The 17,032-nt window shown below is 55.5% G+C and carries 16 protein-coding genes, 3 tRNA genes, 1 other RNA gene and 1 pseudogene; 12 read left to right on the plus strand and 9 right to left on the minus strand.

Annotated elements, in window-relative coordinates:
* Positions 1-2: 2 nt before the first annotated feature.
* From SIB79_RS07595 to SIB79_RS07605, 3 genes are all read right to left on the minus strand, one after another.
* Complete coding sequence (locus tag SIB79_RS07595; RefSeq protein WP_063403380.1) at positions 3-830, minus strand: TrmH family RNA methyltransferase; 828 nt, start codon at positions 828-830, stop codon at positions 3-5.
* A gap of 31 nt (positions 831-861) precedes the next feature.
* Entirely contained in the window at positions 862-1,110 is a 249-nt protein-coding gene (locus tag SIB79_RS07600; protein ID WP_063403381.1) for a hypothetical protein, read from the minus strand.
* 36 nt (positions 1,111-1,146) lie between these two features.
* A tRNA-Leu gene (locus tag SIB79_RS07605) sits at positions 1,147-1,230 on the minus strand.
* A 158-nt stretch (positions 1,231-1,388) separates the two neighbouring features.
* Between SIB79_RS07605 and murA the strand changes: the two genes are divergently transcribed.
* From murA to SIB79_RS07630, 5 genes are all read left to right on the plus strand, one after another.
* Complete coding sequence (gene murA / locus SIB79_RS07610; protein ID WP_063403382.1) at positions 1,389-2,693, plus strand: UDP-N-acetylglucosamine 1-carboxyvinyltransferase; 1,305 nt, start codon at positions 1,389-1,391, stop codon at positions 2,691-2,693.
* Between the two features lie 23 nt (positions 2,694-2,716).
* Positions 2,717-2,798, plus strand: a tRNA-Leu gene (locus SIB79_RS07615).
* A gap of 8 nt (positions 2,799-2,806) precedes the next feature.
* Positions 2,807-3,988 (plus strand): aspartate aminotransferase family protein, encoded by a 1,182-nt coding sequence (locus tag SIB79_RS07620; protein WP_063403507.1) that lies wholly within the window; start codon positions 2,807-2,809, stop codon positions 3,986-3,988.
* Entirely contained in the window at positions 3,989-5,230 is a 1,242-nt protein-coding gene (locus tag SIB79_RS07625) for a bifunctional folylpolyglutamate synthase/dihydrofolate synthase (RefSeq protein ID WP_063403383.1), read from the plus strand.
* A gap of 21 nt (positions 5,231-5,251) precedes the next feature.
* Positions 5,252-5,791, plus strand: coding sequence for a pentapeptide repeat-containing protein (locus SIB79_RS07630; RefSeq protein WP_063403384.1), 540 nt, complete (start codon positions 5,252-5,254; stop codon positions 5,789-5,791).
* 11 nt (positions 5,792-5,802) lie between these two features.
* On the opposite strand, the gene SIB79_RS07635 is transcribed toward SIB79_RS07630, so the two are convergent.
* The 4 genes from SIB79_RS07635 to SIB79_RS07650 form a co-directional block, all read right to left on the minus strand.
* Positions 5,803-7,143 (minus strand): FAD-binding oxidoreductase, encoded by a 1,341-nt coding sequence (locus tag SIB79_RS07635; RefSeq protein WP_063403508.1) that lies wholly within the window; start codon positions 7,141-7,143, stop codon positions 5,803-5,805.
* Positions 7,144-7,318: 175 nt separating this feature from the next.
* A complete protein-coding gene (locus tag SIB79_RS07640) occupies positions 7,319-7,546 on the minus strand; it encodes a hypothetical protein (protein ID WP_155724609.1) in 228 nt (75 codons plus the stop codon).
* A gap of 96 nt (positions 7,547-7,642) precedes the next feature.
* Positions 7,643-8,893: an amidohydrolase family protein gene (locus SIB79_RS07645; protein ID WP_063403385.1), complete on the minus strand. Its 1,251-nt coding sequence runs from the start codon at positions 8,891-8,893 to the stop codon at positions 7,643-7,645.
* On the minus strand, positions 8,890-9,324 hold the full coding sequence (locus tag SIB79_RS07650) for a DUF4359 domain-containing protein (RefSeq protein WP_063403386.1): 435 nt from the start codon (positions 9,322-9,324) through the stop codon (positions 8,890-8,892). Before SIB79_RS07650 ends, SIB79_RS07645 begins: the two co-directional genes overlap by 4 nt.
* 39 nt (positions 9,325-9,363) lie before the next feature.
* Here SIB79_RS07650 and SIB79_RS07655 point away from each other — a divergent pair.
* The 6 genes from SIB79_RS07655 to ftsZ all read left to right on the plus strand — a co-directional run bounded on the left by SIB79_RS07655 (position 9,364) and on the right by ftsZ (position 14,848).
* Positions 9,364-9,436 (plus strand) — tRNA-His (locus SIB79_RS07655).
* A gap of 304 nt (positions 9,437-9,740) precedes the next feature.
* Positions 9,741-11,183, plus strand: coding sequence for a tRNA (N6-isopentenyl adenosine(37)-C2)-methylthiotransferase MiaB (gene miaB, locus SIB79_RS07660; protein WP_063403387.1), 1,443 nt, complete (start codon positions 9,741-9,743; stop codon positions 11,181-11,183).
* Positions 11,184-11,223: 40 nt separating this feature from the next.
* Positions 11,224-12,285, plus strand: coding sequence for a D-alanine--D-alanine ligase family protein (locus SIB79_RS07665; RefSeq protein WP_063403388.1), 1,062 nt, complete (start codon positions 11,224-11,226; stop codon positions 12,283-12,285).
* 48 nt (positions 12,286-12,333) lie between these two features.
* Positions 12,334-12,744: a hypothetical protein gene (locus SIB79_RS07670; protein WP_036911846.1), complete on the plus strand. Its 411-nt coding sequence runs from the start codon at positions 12,334-12,336 to the stop codon at positions 12,742-12,744.
* On the plus strand, positions 12,741-13,550 hold the full coding sequence (locus SIB79_RS07675; RefSeq protein ID WP_063403389.1) for a cell division protein FtsQ/DivIB: 810 nt from the start codon (positions 12,741-12,743) through the stop codon (positions 13,548-13,550). The genes SIB79_RS07670 and SIB79_RS07675 overlap by 4 nt, the downstream gene beginning before the upstream one ends.
* Before the next feature lie 134 nt (positions 13,551-13,684).
* Entirely contained in the window at positions 13,685-14,848 is a 1,164-nt protein-coding gene (gene ftsZ, locus SIB79_RS07680) for a cell division protein FtsZ (RefSeq protein WP_063403390.1), read from the plus strand.
* 14 nt (positions 14,849-14,862) lie between these two features.
* Here the strand turns inward: ftsZ and ffs are convergent.
* An RNA gene (gene ffs, locus SIB79_RS07685) (signal recognition particle sRNA small type) lies at positions 14,863-14,959 on the minus strand.
* Between the two features lie 43 nt (positions 14,960-15,002).
* Here ffs and panB point away from each other — a divergent pair.
* On the plus strand, positions 15,003-15,821 hold the full coding sequence (gene panB, locus SIB79_RS07690; protein ID WP_074161318.1) for a 3-methyl-2-oxobutanoate hydroxymethyltransferase: 819 nt from the start codon (positions 15,003-15,005) through the stop codon (positions 15,819-15,821).
* Positions 15,822-15,894: 73 nt separating this feature from the next.
* Here panB and hemW read toward each other — a convergent pair.
* Positions 15,895-17,007, minus strand: a pseudogene (hemW, locus tag SIB79_RS07695) (radical SAM family heme chaperone HemW); the annotation flags it as partial.
* Positions 17,008-17,032: the final 25 nt, after the last annotated feature.

Below are 17,032 nucleotides of genomic sequence, written 5' to 3' on the forward strand. Positions count from 1 at the left end.
AACTACTGCGTGGAAGAGGTCATTGTCGCTCGTCGCCGCTCAAGCAGTAGTGGCACCGCCACCGCAGCCACGTTGAGCGACTCAACCGCAGCGCTATGCGGCAAGGTGACGCAAGCCGTGCAACACGCCTGCAGGCGCGGATGCAGGCCGGATCCCTCATTGCCTAGCACCAGCACAGTCGGTTGCCTCCAGTCCAGCTGCCAATAAGGCAAACAAGAATGTGCCGCTGAAGAGCCCGGCACCATGGTGGCCACGACCTGTAAACCGCGACGAGCAGCACATTCAAGCTGCTCAGCCAACTGCTCCACGGCCTCCTGCTCTGATGACCCGAAGCGCTGATGTGGCAACTGAAGGATGGCCCCCGCCGAAGCCCTCAGCACTTTTGGGCTGAGCGGATCCGCCCCAGATGCAAGCCAAACCGCCTCCACCTCTGCAGCCAAGGCTGTTCGCAGCAAGGTGCCAAGGTTGCCAGGATCCTGCAGCCGATCCAAAGCCAACACAAACTTGGCTTGATTAGCAGCCTGCGGAAGAGAATCAAGACGCAAAAGGCTAGCCACACCATCTGGGCTGACTGTCGTCAACGAAGCCTCCAAAACACTCGGGGTGACCTGATGAATCAAGGTTTCTGCAGGCAAGGCCTCTACAAGATCCCCATGGCGCTCCAACCAAAAGTTGGTCGCCACAATCTCTTTAGGACGGTGTGTGGTTCGCAACACTTCCTGGAGCAGGTGTGTTCCCTCAAGCAGCAGCAAAGCCTGCTCTTGACGTCCTTCCCTACTGGCGAGGAATTTCAATCTCCGCACAAGAGGATTGCGGCGACTTGAAATCAATAGCGAGGCATGAGCTCCGATCTACAGAACCTCAGAATGTTGCTTGCTGACGCACCTTCAACCCTTCATTCAGGACAATCTGTTCGCCATCAAAATCAAGCCCATTGACTGCAGCAATTTCACCCTTTAAGCCTTCAGCAGCAAGACTTTCAATCATCTTTTTGATGACTTGATCTTCAACAGTGGAACTGTCTAAATCATCAGGAGTGAGACGCTCAAGGAAGCGACCCACTTTTGCAGCCACCAACTCCGAAGCATTGGTAATCTTGAGTACAATCATTGATGCAGCTTGAGGTCGATTACTCATTCAAGATAATGCGGATGGGGAGACTTGAACTCCCACACTATTGCTAGTACTAGTACCTGAAACTAGCGCGTCTACCAATTCCGCCACATCCGCTAGCGTGCGTCGCGCAAGCGACATCAAGACGATAAGACATCGACTGCCAACCAGCCTTATCTCAACCTGACAGTTTTGAACCAGTTTGAGGTCTGGACGTCTAGACTGTCTCACATGTAATTGTCAATATGTGTTCGTTCAAGAATAATTAACGGGACATGCCCGCAGCGGTATCTCAATCTCAAGAGATTCTCAAGCCGCATCTGGAGATTCAAGGCGGACATACTCTTTCCCGAGAGCTGAAAGTCAGCGGGGCTAAGAATTCTGCCCTCGTGCTGATGACCTCAGCCCTTCTCAGCGAAGGCCCCCTTGAGCTGCACAATGTCCCCCAGCTCACAGATATACAGGGGATGGCAGACATCCTCGCCTCCTTGGGGGTACGTGTAAAACGGAGTCAGGAGACCGTTTGGCTGCAGGCTGATGACCTTCATCACGCCGAACCTCCCTACGATCTAGTCAATGGCCTTAGAGCTAGCTTTTTCTGCATCGGCCCACTGCTAGGACGACTCGGTCACGCCAAAGTCCCCCTGCCGGGTGGCTGCCGCATCGGAGCCCGGCCTGTTGTTGAGCACATCAGAGGGCTTAAAGCTCTTGGTGCCATGGTGAAAGTTGAGCATGGCGTTGTCACAGCTTCAGTACCAGGAACATCGCGGCGACTGAAAGGTGCTGCAATCGTGCTCGACTGCCCAAGTGTCGGTGCAACCGAGACCATTCTCATGGCAGCTGTGTTGGCGGAAGGCACTAGCACCATCGAAAACGCTGCTCAAGAACCTGAGGTTCAAGACCTGGCCAAAATGCTCAATGCCATGGGTGCTCGTGTAAGTGGCGCTGGTGGTCCAATCATCACCATCGAAGGCGTCGAACGTTTACACGGCTGCAACTATTCGGTGATCCCTGATCGCATTGAAGCAGGGACCTTCCTGATCGCAGCGGCAATCACCCGTTCGATTGTTCGAGTGTCTCCAGTCATCCCTGAGCATCTCAATGCCGTGCTCCAGAAACTGAGAGATTGCGGCTGCACCCTTGAGATTGACAAGCAAGGAATCACGCTGATCCCTGGAGATCTTCATGGCGTTGACATCATCACCCAACCTTTCCCAGGCTTCCCAACGGACTTGCAGGCCCCCTTTATGGCCCTGTTAACCACAGCCAAAGGCACAAGTGTGGTGACAGAAAAGATCTACGAAAACCGCATGCAGCATGTCGCTGAGCTGCAACGAATGGGCGCTTCGATTCGTCTTCAAGGAAACACGGCTGTGGTCGAAGGCATACCCCAGCTCAGTGCTGCACCAGTCAGTGGTAACGACTTAAGAGCCGCAGCGGCGCTCGTGTTAGCAGGTCTTGCCGCACACGGCATCAGTCAAGTTGATGGCCTCAACCACCTTGATCGCGGTTATGACGGGATTGAAACCAAATTGAATGCATCTGGAGCCCATATCCTTCGGCACCAGGCCTCAGGATGACCCTGGCATAACATCACCTCCACGGGAGCGTGGCGGAATTGGTAGACGCACTGGATTCAAAATCCAGCGCCTTCGGGCATGTGGGTTCAAGTCCCACCGCTCCCACTGCTGTGATGGGCACCTACAAACGCTTTCCCGTCACTCTGTTACGCGGGAAAGGATGCTGGGTATGGGATGACCATGGTCATCAATACCTTGACGCTGTTGCCGGTATCGCGACCTGCTCCCTCGGTCACAGTGACCGGGCCCTGCGCCGCTCTCTTGGCCAGCAGCTGAAACAACTTCAGCATGTTTCCAATCTGTATCGGATTCCTGAACAAGAGGCTCTTGCCCATTGGTTAGTAGAAAACAGCTGTGCAGACAGCGTGTTCTTCTGCAATTCCGGTGCAGAAGCCAACGAAGCCGCCATCAAGCTTGCTCGCAAACACGGTCATCGCCGTCGCGGCATTGATCGGCCAATCATTCTCACCGCCAATTCCAGTTTCCACGGCCGCACACTTGCCGCCATAAGTGCCACAGGTCAGCCCAACTACCACAAAGGTTTCGAACCCATGGTTGAGGGCTTTGAATTTTTCCCGTTCAATGACCTCCAAGCCTTCGAGCAGCAGCTAAATCGCCTCGAAGCTCAGGGGCCCTCTGTTGCCGCCGTGCTGATCGAACCACTGCAAGGCGAGGGTGGAGTCAATCCAGGCGAAGCAAGCTTCTTCCGGCGCCTTAGAGAGCTCTGTAGCCAGCATCAGATCCTGCTGATCTTTGATGAAGTTCAGGTCGGGATGGGCCGTTGTGGTCACTGGTGGGGGTATCAGCAGCTTGGGGTCGAACCAGATGCCTTCACCTTGGCCAAAGGACTCGGGGGAGGCCATGCCATCGGAGCGTTGCTTGTCAAACAGCACGCTGATCTTTTCGAACCAGGTGACCACGCCAGTACTTTTGGCGGCAATCCCTTTGCCTGCAAGGCAGCTCTCACAGTTGCCAAGGAGATCGAACGACGGGGTTTGATCTCAAAGGTCCAGCAACGAGGCGCACAGCTTCGCGAAGGCCTCACTGACCTAGTGCAACGTTTCCCGAGGCAACTCAAAGGGGTAAGAGGCTGGGGGCTACTGCAGGGATTGGTGCTCCAAGACGAAAGCACATTCACAGCCCCAAATGTCGCCCAAGCCGCCCTTGAAGAAAAGCTACTGGTGATAGCAGCAGGCCCAAAGGTTGTGCGGATGGTGCCGCCGCTGGTGATTAAACCAAACGAAATCCGCCAACTGCTCCAACGTCTGGAGGCCACCCTGGCGCACTTCCGCTAAGTGGACAAACCCACAAGTCCAAGCAGGGAAGATTTAAGCGATCTGATCCCTCGTTTTGATCAGCGGGGGATGGATCTTGGCCTTGAGCGCATGCAACAAGCACTGCAGGCCATGGGAAACCCCTGTGCCTCTATTCCAGCCATTCAGGTCGTAGGGACCAATGGCAAAGGATCCATCGCCAGCTTCATTGCCAGCAGCCTTAAGGCCGCTGGCATTCGCGTGGGTCTGACCACCTCACCTCACCTCGTGAGCTGGTGTGAACGGATCAGCAGCGATGGTGAGCTGATCTCAATCGTTGAGCTACGCCAACGACTCACCGCCCTTCAACCCCTTGCCCAAACTCACCGACTCACCCCCTTCGAGCTTTTGATGGCAACGGCTTTTGATCACTTCAGATCCCGCGAGGTAGAGCTGCTTGTGCTTGAAGTGGGCCTCGGAGGACGCCTCGATGCCACCACAGCTCATCCATACAGACCAATCATTGCCATGGCCAACATCGGCCTCGACCACTGCGAACACCTTGGTTACAACCTGGAAGAGATAACAAAAGAAAAAAGCGCCGTCATCAGTCCTGGGGCTGCTGTCATCAGTGCTCGCCAACAAGCTGAAGTGGCGAGCATTCTTGAAGACAAGGCAAACCATCAACAGGCCCGCTTGCAATGGGTTTCACCCCTCCCAGAACACTGGGACTTGGGACTACCAGGAGTCTTGCAACGGCAGAACGCGGCGGTAGCCAAGGGTGCTCTGGAATCCCTGGCCCCACTTGGCTGGCGACTCAATCAAGACATCATTCGCACAGGGCTGGCCAACGCCTACTGGCCTGCACGGCTGCAGACCGTTCACTGGCAAAGCCAACCAGTGCTCATTGATGGTGCCCATAACCCACCAGCAGCCGAACGGTTAGCCCAAGAGCGGCAGCAGTGGAGCAATCAAGAGTTTGGGGTTTGCTGGGTGCTTGGTCTACAGGCCCACAAGCAAGCACCAGCCATGCTTCGCCATTTACTCAAGCCAAGCGATCTGGCTTGGATCGTGCCGGTGCCAGAACACTGCAGCTGGACGCAGCACCAACTCGCAGCACACTGCCCGGACCTATCAAGCCAACTCCAATCTGCTGACAATGTTGAACAGGTCTTCTCCATCCTGCTCAAACAGAATCGATGGCCAAATCCACCTCCAGTTGTAGCTGGTTCCCTCTATTTATTAGGTGATCTTCTCGCAAAGCAAACCATCAAGGCAGAGTGAAAGGGTGCTGCCGTAAAGCCGATGCCGAGCTTGTTGTCGCAACGTCAAAACCTGATGACGTTTCTGGGCTGGATGCTTTGCCTGCTGATCGCTATCCCTGCGCAGGCTCTCGACACCAGTTCAGGGGTCGGGCTACAGGATCGGGCTCTATTCCAAGAACGACTGGACTACACCCTCACCAACCAAAACGGGAAAGACTTCCACGCACAAGACCTCTCCAACTCATCCTTCGCTGGTGCCGTTGCGCGAGCTGCCGACTTCAGCAACAGCAATCTGCGTGGCGCGATCCTCACCCAAGGAACCTTTACCCAATCAAACTTCAGCGGCGCTGACCTCTCTGATGCACTGATGGATCGTGTCGACTTCGTCGATACGGATCTGCGCAATAGTGTCCTCAAAGGGGTGATTGCCTCAGGCAGCAGCTTCGCAGGAGCGCAGATTGATGGTGCCGACTTCAGCGATGCGCTACTCGATCTTGATGACCAGCGCCGCCTTTGCCTTGATGCCGACGGCATCAACCAGATCACCGGCATCGCAACCTTCGAGAGCTTGAATTGCTGAACGAATGGCTGTTACAACCAGCCCCTCAGCTTGCCTGGATTGAGCACACCCTTGGGGTCATAACGTCGCTTAGCCGCCACCTGATCGGCATCAACAACCCCAAGCCCGCCATCCTCAACAGTGATCACATGCGGGTTGAACAAAACAGCCCCAAGCTGCCGGCAATCGTTCATTAGCTGCTCCAACGACTGCCGGCCGCGCCAGCGGACGAGGGGTAACGCAGCCAGGCGTTGCACACCCTGCTGGCGCACCGCCTCCAGATGCCAAAGAAGATCATCGCCCCATTGCTGCTTGAGAACCTGCATCGCAGCCAACTCAGGCTGTGGCAAAAGCATCTGCAAGTAGGTCCAGTCGGGATCGACAGCACGCATGTGCATCGTGGTGTGGTTCCAGGTGAGCTCACGCAACCCTGTGCCACCCCGATCAGCCTCTGGGCCCAATACCTTGCAATGAGCTCCTGCCTCTGCTGCCAGACGCTTCAGGGTGCTAACACCATCGGGAGCCACGAGTAGCAGCAGGCGATGCTGACCATTAGAAGCACCACACCACTGAGGCAGCTGATCGACGATTGGTCTCTCATGCAAGCTACAGAGATGCAGATCAACTGCTGCACGAGTACAGCGGAGCGCAAGGGCCACGGCCTTTGACCAATCCTCACAATCGATCATCACTTCCTGCCAGGGCACAGCCGGAGCGGTTGCCAAGCTCAAGGCCGTGATGATGCCATTGCTGCCGTAAGCATGATTGAGGGCCTCCGATCCAGCCACATCCAACTGCAGCTGTTGGGGCGAATCCTCAGCGGTCACGACCTCCAAAGCCAACAGATGGCCTGGATCCCGCAAGAAGCCCCAGCGCACAGAACCAATCCCACCCGAGCCGCCAGCCACGAATCCACCCACAGAAGCACTTCGCCAGCTAGATGGCAGCAGACGCAGCTGCCGACCATGAAGAGAAAGATGTTGATCTAGATCGCGCAGCAAACACCCCGACTCCACCGTCACTACTCCCGTGTTGGGATCGAGATGCCGAACCTTAGAAAGTTCACCCATCAGCATGACCACCCCCCCCTGGAGAGGAACGCACTGGCCGTAGTTCCCTGTTCCTGAACCTCGCAGGGTCAAAGGGATGCCACGCCTCGTGCAAGCACCAGCCACAACCGCCACCGCCGCCACCGTATGGGGGCGGACAACAACATCGGCGCAACAGCCCTCCAGTTGCTCAAGCAATACAGGAGAGAAGTCATAGGCATCCCGTGAAAAGCGCTTCAACTCCACCGGCGCATCAATGAGCTCCAAATCAGCAACGGCCGTCAGCTCGGCACAACAATCGGCAAGGAGTCTGGTGCTGGTCATCGGCCAAACCGCTAAGACAAATTGATAGCGGCAATCCATCAACAGAGCAAACGTTAAGCAGCCAAGCAAGCCTCCAAAGCGGCTAAATCTCTAGACCTAGCAGCTAATTCAACTTGAAAAGCATGAGCAAACTAGACCCTACCCAGATCTCCAAAGCCACTATTAGTGACTAGATCTAAACAATATCTCTACCCGTAGAATTATAGTTATATGTGCAAATTCTACAATCAATACAAGTTTCTCCGTCAAAGCCCATCAGCCTTAACAGGCTCACAACTTTTAGAACAAAATCTTCTCTTTCAAAAGGTTTAAAACCTTGAATTCCGTCATTACCACGAAGCCATGCTCGCTTCAGCGTTACAAATAAATATCTCTTAATTAATTCTCCCATCGCTGAAGCCAAGGATCAAGAAAACACTAATATTGAAGAGCAACCCAAAAGACTTCAACATTCAAACAATAAATTACCTGCTCCTTCTTCATTGAGGAAAGATGCTTATTAATCTAGGTCTTGCAGCCAGTTTCCATCAACAATCACCTGGCGGCGGGGTGGAACAGCTAGGGCCTCAGCCCAGCTACCAGCCTCCAAAAGCAGCAGGTTGGCTGGGCTGCCTGGCTGCAATGTTCCCTCCCAAGATAGGTTCATCACCCTGGCCGCCGCTGTTGTGAAAGGAGCAAGCCCTAAGCGCTGCCAAGGTGCCAGATGAGCCAAAGGCAACGAAAAAGCCATCAATGCCAAAGGGTCAAAGTTGCCAACCGGGAACCAGGGATCTTGAACGTTGTCGCCTCCCACAGCCACCGTTACCCCTGCCAGCTGGAGTTGATAGATGGGTGCCAGAGGTCGCTCCACAGGAGTGCGACGAGGTTGCTTCGACAACAACCAGCCATTGGTCAGCGGCAGAGACACCACATTGAGTCGATGATGCGCCATCCGATCAGCCAAACGACGCACTGCTCCCGGCGGCAACAACCCCATGCTGCTGGCATGACTACAAGTGATCGGCACTGTGATTGACATGCGATCAAGCACCAGCAGCAGTTGCTTTAAGCCAGCCGCAGGATGGCTTTGCGACTCATCAATGTGAAGGTCAATGCCACAGCCCAAGCGATCGGCAAGTTGCAGCATCTGCCGCAATGAATCTCGCGTCTTCCCCGGATCAAAAGGGGGCACAACCACACCACCCAGCAGACCTCCTACCGCTGCGACCCGACCCGCTAGCTGATCGCCTTCGCGGGTGCTCCAGTGCTCAATCGGCACCAGAGCGACCCATTGCAACTCCATCCACTCTTGCCACTGCCGCTGTAGATCCAGCAAAGCCTCCCAGCTGCTATCGGTAGCTGGACCAAGGCTGTCGACATGACTGCGCATGGCTCTCAAGCCATGCCTCAACGCAAGCTTGAGAGATCTCTCAGCACGCTGCCTCACCCCAATCAAGGTGCGGCTTTGACGCTCCTTAAAGTTCGCAACCATGGCACCGCCATAGGTGCCCTGCAGGTTGGGAAACTCAAGCCAGGTGAATGCCTTGTCGAGGTGAGCATGGGGCTCTGCCAACCTCGGCAAAAGCAGCCGCTTCGGCGATAAGACATCAGCATCAATCAGCTCAAAAGAGCAAAGGCGCCCGTCCTGCCAACAAATGCGCAGAGGACATAACCCCTCAGCGGTGACCCGTGCTGATAAGACATCCACTTCCCGTGTCAACAAAACACGCGGCACCCAAGCCTCTAGGCATCCCTTGCGCTCCTGGCTCACTCCACATTGCCCGGATCCGTCCGAGTCTGAATGGTCAGGAAACGCCCAGCGCCCGCAATAGTTCTCACGGTATAGGAGGGCAGACGCATCTTCGGGAGCAAATTCCGACCATCCAACTTGGTCGTGTAAAGACTGCCTAAACCAAAATTGAGTCTTGTGGTGAACTCTCCTGCAACGGATGCCAGCACCGGCTGTTGCGCTGCAATCAGCTCTGGACAATTTCTAATCCAAAGCCTCAACACCATCGGCAGCCCCTTCTGCTCACATAACTCCTCAGTCGCAAGTTCCACCAACTGATCACCTGCATAATCGCTGTAATCCTCCATGGAAGGGTTGGTCCAAACCAACACCGCACCACAACCTGCAAGGACTAAAACACCAGCCAGCCATGGTCCGGATGGCCAGCAACGTTGATCAAATGGGTTCTGCAGGATGGCTTCAAGGCGAATTGGTAAATTCTTACCGACGCGGCGGGCGTCGCCAAGTGGTTAAGGCAGCGGCTTGTGGCGCCGCTATTCGGGGGTTCGAATCCCCTCGCTCGCCCTAAACTTTTCCATGGCTTCACAAGAGTCAAAGCCTCCACCACGAGCAAGCCCCAACTGCATCGCCTAGAAGCTCTTCGAAGCCTGCTAAGCGGTTTAATCGCCACCTTCACTGCTAGAAGAAGGCCAGCTGATCATCAAGGCCAGCCAAATTAAGCTGAATACGAGTGGCAAACAGCATCTACCAGCAATGCTGAAGACACTCCAACGGCTGAGCAACTCAACTAAATAAATAGCGCTCACAGACCTGATCTCCAAATCAACACAATCCATCAGGGCTCGACACACTCAAGGAGTTGATGAGATTGTTTCGATCGTTCGCTTCGCCTCTTGCCTTGGTCGCCACCTCCGCTCTCGCTAGTAATCCGGCAACAACCGCACAGCATCAAGGCAGTTTCTGGATTCAAACCTTCGGTTGCCAGATGAACAAGGCCGATTCAGAGCGCATGGCCGGAATTCTTGAGGCGATGGGATACCACGAGGCGCCAGCAGAACTAGAAGCTGATCTCGTGCTCTACAACACCTGCACAATTCGCGATAACGCCGAGCAGAAGGTTTATAGCTACCTAGGACGCCAGGCCCGCCGCAAACGAACACACCCCCATCTGAAGCTGATCGTTGCCGGTTGCGTAGCGCAACAGGAAGGAGAAGCGCTACTGCGACGAATCCCTGAACTCGACCTTGTGATGGGGCCCCAACACGCCAACCGCCTTGAAGCCCTACTCACACAGGTGGACAATGGTCAGCAGGTTGTCGCCACAGATGACAACCACATTCTCGAGGACCTCACCACAGCTCGAAGGGACAGCACAATCTGCGCCTGGGTCAATGTGATTTACGGCTGTAACGAGCGCTGTACCTATTGCGTGGTGCCCTCAGTTCGGGGGAAGGAGCAATCAAGATCGCCAGAGGCGATCCGACTGGAGATCGAGGGCCTGGCCGCCCGCGGATTTCGAGAGATCACATTGCTTGGCCAGAACATTGATGCTTATGGACGCGATCTGCCCGGGATCACCCCTGAAGGCCGCCGCCAAAACACACTCACCGATCTTCTCCATCACATTCATGACGTGGAAGGAATCGAGCGCATCCGCTTTGCGACAAGCCATCCGCGCTACTTCACGGAACGATTGATCGAAGCTTGCTTTGATCTACCCAAAGTGTGCGAACACTTCCACATCCCTTTCCAAAGCGGTGATAACGATGTGCTTAAGGCCATGGCTAGGGGTTACACAGTGGGGCGTTATCGACGCATCGTGAACCGAATACGGGAGCTTATGCCCGATTCCGCTATCAGTACTGATGTGATCGTGGCCTTCCCAGGCGAAACCGACGCCCAGTTCCAAAACACCTTGAACCTCGTCGAGGAAGTGGGTTTCGACCAGGTAAACACCGCGGCTTACTCCCCCCGTCCAAATACGCCTGCAGCCACCTGGAGCAACCAACTACCCGAAGCGGTGAAAGTGGAGCGACTCAAGCAACTCAATGCGCTGGTGGAACGCGTAGCCCTGCAGCGCAATAGCCGCTACTCCGGCAAGGTAGAGCAGGTGCTAGCCGAAGGGATCAATCCCAAAAAACCACAACAGCTGATGGGACGCACCCGCACCAACCGGCTCACATTCTTTGCGGCCGAAGGACCCCAAGGTTGCCGCTATAGCCCAGGCGATCTCGTCGACATTCAGATCAATAGTGTGCGTGCTTTCTCCCTGAGCGGAACCCCTTGTGAGCAAACCAGAAGTAGGCACTGATACCTTTGGTCGCTAACAACCAAGGCCTTGCAGGATCTCCATGCCTTCCTCCCGCACCTGTGTAGGCGTGGTGTTCGGCGGCGCGTCCGAGGAACATGCCGTTTCAATCCGATCAGCCATCACAGTGGTCGATGCCCTACGCAGCGAAGTGAACAACAATCGCTTCGAGGTCATTGCGATTTACATCGACCAACGAGGCCGCTGGTGGCCAGCATGTGTGGCTGAAGCAGTGCTGAAGCAAGGTCATCCCGCCAAACCGGAAAAACTGTCGACGCCCCTTGCCCCGCAGGGCTTTACCAAACTGCCTGAGGGGAGCGAAAGGATACAGGTCTGGTATCCAGTTCTGCATGGTCCCAATGGCGAAGACGGCACCGTGCAAGGCCTGTTCACTCTGATGGGAAAACCTTTTGTGGGTTCAGGCGTACTCGGCTCTGCCCTCAGCATGGACAAGTTGGCCATGAAAGCCGCCTTCGCTGCAGCAGGGTTACCCCAGGTGCCTTACGTCGCCGTTGATGCCGCAGATCTCATCGAAACTGAATCGCGTCAAGGCGTCGCCAAACACTTGGAGGCCAAACTCAAATACCCATGTTTTGTCAAACCCGCCAACCTGGGTTCTTCAATCGGTATCAGCAAAGCTCAAAACCGCAACGAGCTGCTTATCGGTCTCGACAAAGCTGCCAGCCTTGATCGGCGCATTGTGGTGGAGCAGGGAGTGAGCGCAAGAGAGCTTGAATGCGCTGTCCTAGGCAAGCGTGAGCTGCAAACCTCTGTCGTAGGGGAGATTTGCTTTGAGACGGACTGGTACGACTACGACACCAAATACAGCGAAAATTGCAGCCATACGCTCATTCCAGCGCCTCTACCAGAGGGAGTTGAAGCACAAATCCGCACACTGGCGTTACAAGCCTGTCGCTGCGTAGCCGCCCATGGCATGGCCAGGGTCGACTTTTTTTACAACGCTGCACGCAATGAAATTTGGCTCAATGAGATCAACACCCTGCCAGGCTTCACATCTCAGAGCATGTATCCAATGCTCTGGGAGGCTTCTGGTGTAACGCTCGAAGAGCTCGTGAGCCAACTTGTGATCACAGCGGGAGAATAAACAAGTTCCAACTTGATGGCATTCCGGACTTCCATCTTTGACCTGCCAATGATTCACGGTCTGCTCTGGTTCCCCCTGCTCCTGGTCTTTGTGCTTCTCACTGCTCTCGGGTGGCTAGAGAGGCGGCGGCAAAACCTCTTCCGCGTCTGGGCTGAGGACTCTGAGCTATCCAAACTTGATGGCTCAGGAGCTGCTCGACTGAAACAAGGCATGCTCAGCTGGAGCAGCTTTGAAGCAGGCCGTTTTCAAGAGCAGGGCAACTTTGAAGTCACCAAATTGGAGATGCTGGAACTGATGGCCCTTACCTCAGGGGAAGCCCCTCTCACCCAAGAATCTCAGGGCCGTTGTCGACTTCGGCTAATCGGCAATGGCCAAGAAATGGATGTGCCCTTTGCCGATGCAGAACAGGCTCGCCGTTGGGTGGATCAGCTGATGGCCCGGGCACGCTGTGACCTGTGAGATCATCCACCCCTGATCGACGGCCTGCAAACGGCCCAGGGGTAGAGAGGCGGCGCCGGTTGCGCCAACAACGCCGCCGAGAGCAACTGATCTACCTCTGGCGAATGTTGACATTCATCTCTATTGCCGCAGGCCTGGGATGGGTACTACTCAGGCAAGGATGGAGCCTCAACAACGCGAAGCAAATCCATGTGCAAGGCAGCCGCAACATCCAAACAAACTCCGTGATCAAGGCCGGTGAGCTCCACTTCCCCCAACCACTTCTTGGTTTCAACCCCAAAGAACTAGAGCAGACCCTGCTGCGCAAACTGCCGCTCAACTCGGTCGTCGTGCAAAGGCGCCTACTCCCTCCAGGAATCGATGTGGCTCTTCAAGAACGAAAACCCGTTGCTTATGCACTACGAAAACGCGCCTATGGCCAAGAGCAGGGCATGGTCGACAGCACTGCGATGTGGATACCACTCAACGTGGCAAAACAAGGCGAGCGTCCCTCTACAAACTTGACTGTGGAAGGCTGGACGGCCAGCAAACGGCAAGCCATTTCCCAGGTACTGGAGCAACGAAATCAGCTTGGCAGCCCCCTAGAGCGAATCCTCGTGGCTCCTAATGGAGAGCTCAGCCTGCAAACCAAGACCCTCGGCCTGATCCAGCTAGGCAGCAATAGCACCCTGCTGAAGGAGCAACTAGAAACTGTGGCCCAATTAAGCAAAACCCTGCCGTCAAGTTTTCGCCATAAACCAGGCACAACCATCGACATGAGCGATCCCTCCAAACCGGAACTGCAAATGCCCCAACCTTCTAAGTGAGGTCAATCGTCCTGCAAGGCATGCCAAGCAAAAGAAATGCCAGATGAGCTGAAATCGCCAAATGTCCGTTGCAGAGATGGCGCAAAAAATCAACTGTGTTGAAACTTTCAGCGAAAAGCTCCAACACGGACATAATGCATCAACACCTCAATGGTTCGACATCGACAATGGAGATGGCGATCAAAAACATGTCCATGTCCACCTCCATGGAGAGCGCAGGGATCCTTCCCAGCCAATCAGCTCGCATTGAAGTAATTGGCGTCGGCGGAGGCGGCAGCAATGCCGTCAACCGCATGATTCTCAGTGACCTCGATGGTGTGAACTATCGGGTCATGAATACGGACGCTCAGGCCCTGCTTCAGTCTGCAGCCAGTAACCGCGTGCAGCTGGGTCAGACCCTTACGAGAGGGTTAGGAGCTGGAGGTAATCCCAGCATCGGTCAGAAGGCGGCGGAGGAATCTCGAGCAGAACTGCAACAAGCTCTGCAAGGAGTCGATCTCGTCTTCATCGCCGTTGGCATGGGTGGCGGGACCGGCACTGGGGCCGCTCCAGTAGTTGCAGAAGTTGCCAAGGAAAGCGGCGCGCTCACTGTGGGCATCGTCACCAAACCCTTTAGCTTTGAGGGACGTCGTCGCATGCGACAGGCCGCTGAAGGCATTAGCCGCCTGGCCGATCATGTGGACACCTTGATTGTGATCCCCAACGACCGCATTAAAGACGTCATCTCCGAAGCTCCGCTTCAAGAAGCCTTCCGAAGTGCAGATGACATCCTGCGTATGGGTGTTAAAGGCATCAGTGACATCATCACCTGCCCTGGCCTTGTCAATGTGGACTTCGCCGACGTGCGTTCGGTGATGACCGAAGCCGGCACGGCCCTGCTGGGGATTGGTGAAGGTTCAGGACGTTCCAGGGCGATAGAAGCAGCCCAGGCTGCCATCAGTAGTCCGCTACTGGAAGCGGCCCGCATCGACGGAGCCAAAGGTTGCGTCATCAACATCAGCGGCGGTCGCGACATGACCCTTGAGGACATGACCTCCGCATCGGAAGTGATCTACGACGTGGTCGATCCAGAAGCCAACATCATTGTTGGGGCTGTGGTGGACGAAAAACTCGAAGGTGAAGTTCACGTCACCGTGATCGCCACAGGCTTTGAAGGCAACCAGCCTTACCGGAGCGAACGCCCAATCAACAAGATTCCCTCTCAATCGATCTATAGCCAGCCTGAAGCAAACGAATCAGGCGCACGAATTCCCGAATTCCTGCGTAAGCGTCAACCTCGCAACGATAACGAGATCTAACCTTCGTCCATGAGGGTGACCCGGAGTCCACGCCTGTCACGAGCATCCCGTGTGGCTGCTCCCTTCCGGTCCTGACCAGATTTAGGCGTCGCGGCCGCATGGGTCCGAGTCAACACGATGCTAGCAATGGACCCTCGAGGGCCTGGAGAAGCAGATGCGCCCCAGCGAATTAACTCAACTCAAGCAGGATGGGCGAGCGATCATCATCCTCACAGCCTGGGATGGCATAAGCGCGGCCTTGGTTGAGGCCGCTGGAGCCGATGTGGTTCTAGTAGGAGACTCTCTAGCGATGGTGGCACTGTGCCATGCAACCACCCTGCCTGTGACAGTGGAGCAGATGCTCCACCACACCCAAGCGGTGGGTAGAGGTTTCACTCGCCCTCTGCAACAACAGCCCCTCGTCGTCTGCGACCTCCCATTCCTGAGCTACCAATGCGGAGAAGACAAGGCTGTAGCTGCGGCTGGAAGCCTGCTCAAGCACTCCTGTGCAGCCGCAGTGAAGCTAGAAGGAGCAGAGCCAGAGGTCCTAGCAGTCATTGAGCGTCTGGTGCGGATGGGGATCCCAGTCATGGGGCATTTGGGCCTCACTCCACAAGCAGTACATCAGCTCGGCTACCGCCGTCAGGCGGAGGACCCTCGCAGCCAAGCGCAAATGCTGCAACAAGCAAAACAACTTGAGCAAGCGGGCTGTTTCGCCCTAGTGGTCGAACATGTGCCGAGTTCCATCGCTCGTTGCCTGAGTCAACAACTCACCATCCCCGTAATCGGTATCGGCGCTGGCGAAGATTGCGATGGACAGGTAAGGGTCACCGCTGACCTGTTGGGACTGACTCCCAGCCAACCCCCCTTCAGTCCGCCATTGATCCAAGGTCGCCAGCTGTGCGTAGAAGCCCTTCAAGGTTGGGTGAAGCAACTGCATCAGCAGGCAGAGACTGCCACCACAACAACATCTCCACCAGAACCTGATTGCTGAGGGCCATCCCCTCGGGGTCACTGAGCTGCCAACGTCTTCCATGCAGCTCTAACCAGCCCCGATCCAACGCCGCCTGCCAGCGCACCTGCAACGAAGGCAATAGAGCGTTGCACTGCTCATGAGTCCAGCCCCAAGCCCTACTGAGGGCCTCAAGATCAACTCCCTCACGGCAACGCAAACCCACCAACAACTGTTCATCCAGAGGTAAGGGTCTTGCCTGAGCCGCAACCAGAGAGGAATCCAGCCCTTCTGCCTCCTGAACCTCAATCCAGTTGTAGTAACCATCCCTTGTACGCGGACGAGCCAGCCTCTCGCCCCAGGGCGCACTGGTTGCACCCTGACCAAACCCCCACCACCCTGCCCCACTCCAATACACGCGGTTGTGGCGTGAGGCGTGCCCTGGCAAGGCGTAATTGGAGATTTCATAGCGGCCAAATCCTGCTTGACAAAGCAAGACACTGGTGGTCTGCATCTGCTCAGCTGCTAAATCATCATCGGGCAAATCCAACTCCCCCCGCCGCTGACGCCAAGCAAATACCGTGCCTGGTTCAACCGATAACTCATAGATCGAAAGATGAGGTGAACCAGTATCAATGGCCTCAACAAGCTGTTGCTTCCATGCCACCAACTCCTGTCCTGGTAGGTTCTGGATGAGATCCAAACTCCAACTTTTCAGCTCTCCGCACTGATGAGCCTGATGCAACCATCCGCAAGCCTCCAGTAAATGGTGGCGACGATGACGGCGCCCAAGCGTCTCGAGCACTGCATCATCGAAACTCTGCCCCCCCAAGCTCACCCTGTTGACACCAGCCGCTAGCACGGCCTCTAGGTAAGCCTGATCGAAACTAGCTGGATCCATTTCCAGTGTGATTTCTGCACCAAGCTGAACGCCAAACCGTTGCCGTAGCTGATCCAACAGGGCACCAATCTGAGCTGAGCTGAGCAGAGATGGTGTTCCGCCGCCGATGTAAATCGTGGCCAGCGTTGGCCCAGGCTTAACAAGCGCAATCTCCCGTTGCAATAGCTGCAGATAAGACTTAATCGAGGCGCTGCCAGAACCCTTAGCCCCATTGGCATGATCGCCAAGAGGCACGACAGCGAAATCGCAATAAAAGCAACGCCGATGGCAGAAAGGAATGTGCAGATAGGCACTGCGAGGTGGCAACACAGCAAGACCGTCTCTCATCAATCAATCCGCAAAGGTGCGGACA

This window comes from Prochlorococcus sp. MIT 1342 (assembly GCF_047304495.1).
GTDB lineage: Bacteria > Cyanobacteriota > Cyanobacteriia > PCC-6307 > Cyanobiaceae > Prochlorococcus > Prochlorococcus marinus_D.

Excerpts from the sequence above, each read along its gene's own strand:
- SIB79_RS07600 (WP_063403381.1), bottom strand. The coding sequence starts at position 1,110 with ATGATTGTACTCAAGATTACCAATGCTTCGGAGTTGGTGGCTGCAAAA.
- SIB79_RS07670 (WP_036911846.1), top strand. The coding sequence starts at position 12,334 with ATGATTCACGGTCTGCTCTGGTTCCCCCTGCTCCTGGTCTTTGTGCTT.
- SIB79_RS07665 (WP_063403388.1), top strand. The coding sequence starts at position 11,224 with ATGCCTTCCTCCCGCACCTGTGTAGGCGTGGTGTTCGGCGGCGCGTCC.
- panB (WP_074161318.1), top strand. The coding sequence starts at position 15,003 with ATGCGCCCCAGCGAATTAACTCAACTCAAGCAGGATGGGCGAGCGATC.
- SIB79_RS07620 (WP_063403507.1), top strand. The coding sequence starts at position 2,807 with ATGGGCACCTACAAACGCTTTCCCGTCACTCTGTTACGCGGGAAAGGA.
- murA (WP_063403382.1), top strand. The coding sequence starts at position 1,389 with ATGCCCGCAGCGGTATCTCAATCTCAAGAGATTCTCAAGCCGCATCTG.
- SIB79_RS07630 (WP_063403384.1), top strand. The coding sequence starts at position 5,252 with ATGCCGAGCTTGTTGTCGCAACGTCAAAACCTGATGACGTTTCTGGGC.
- SIB79_RS07635 (WP_063403508.1), bottom strand. The coding sequence starts at position 7,143 with ATGACCAGCACCAGACTCCTTGCCGATTGTTGTGCCGAGCTGACGGCC.
- ftsZ (WP_063403390.1), top strand. The coding sequence starts at position 13,685 with ATGCATCAACACCTCAATGGTTCGACATCGACAATGGAGATGGCGATC.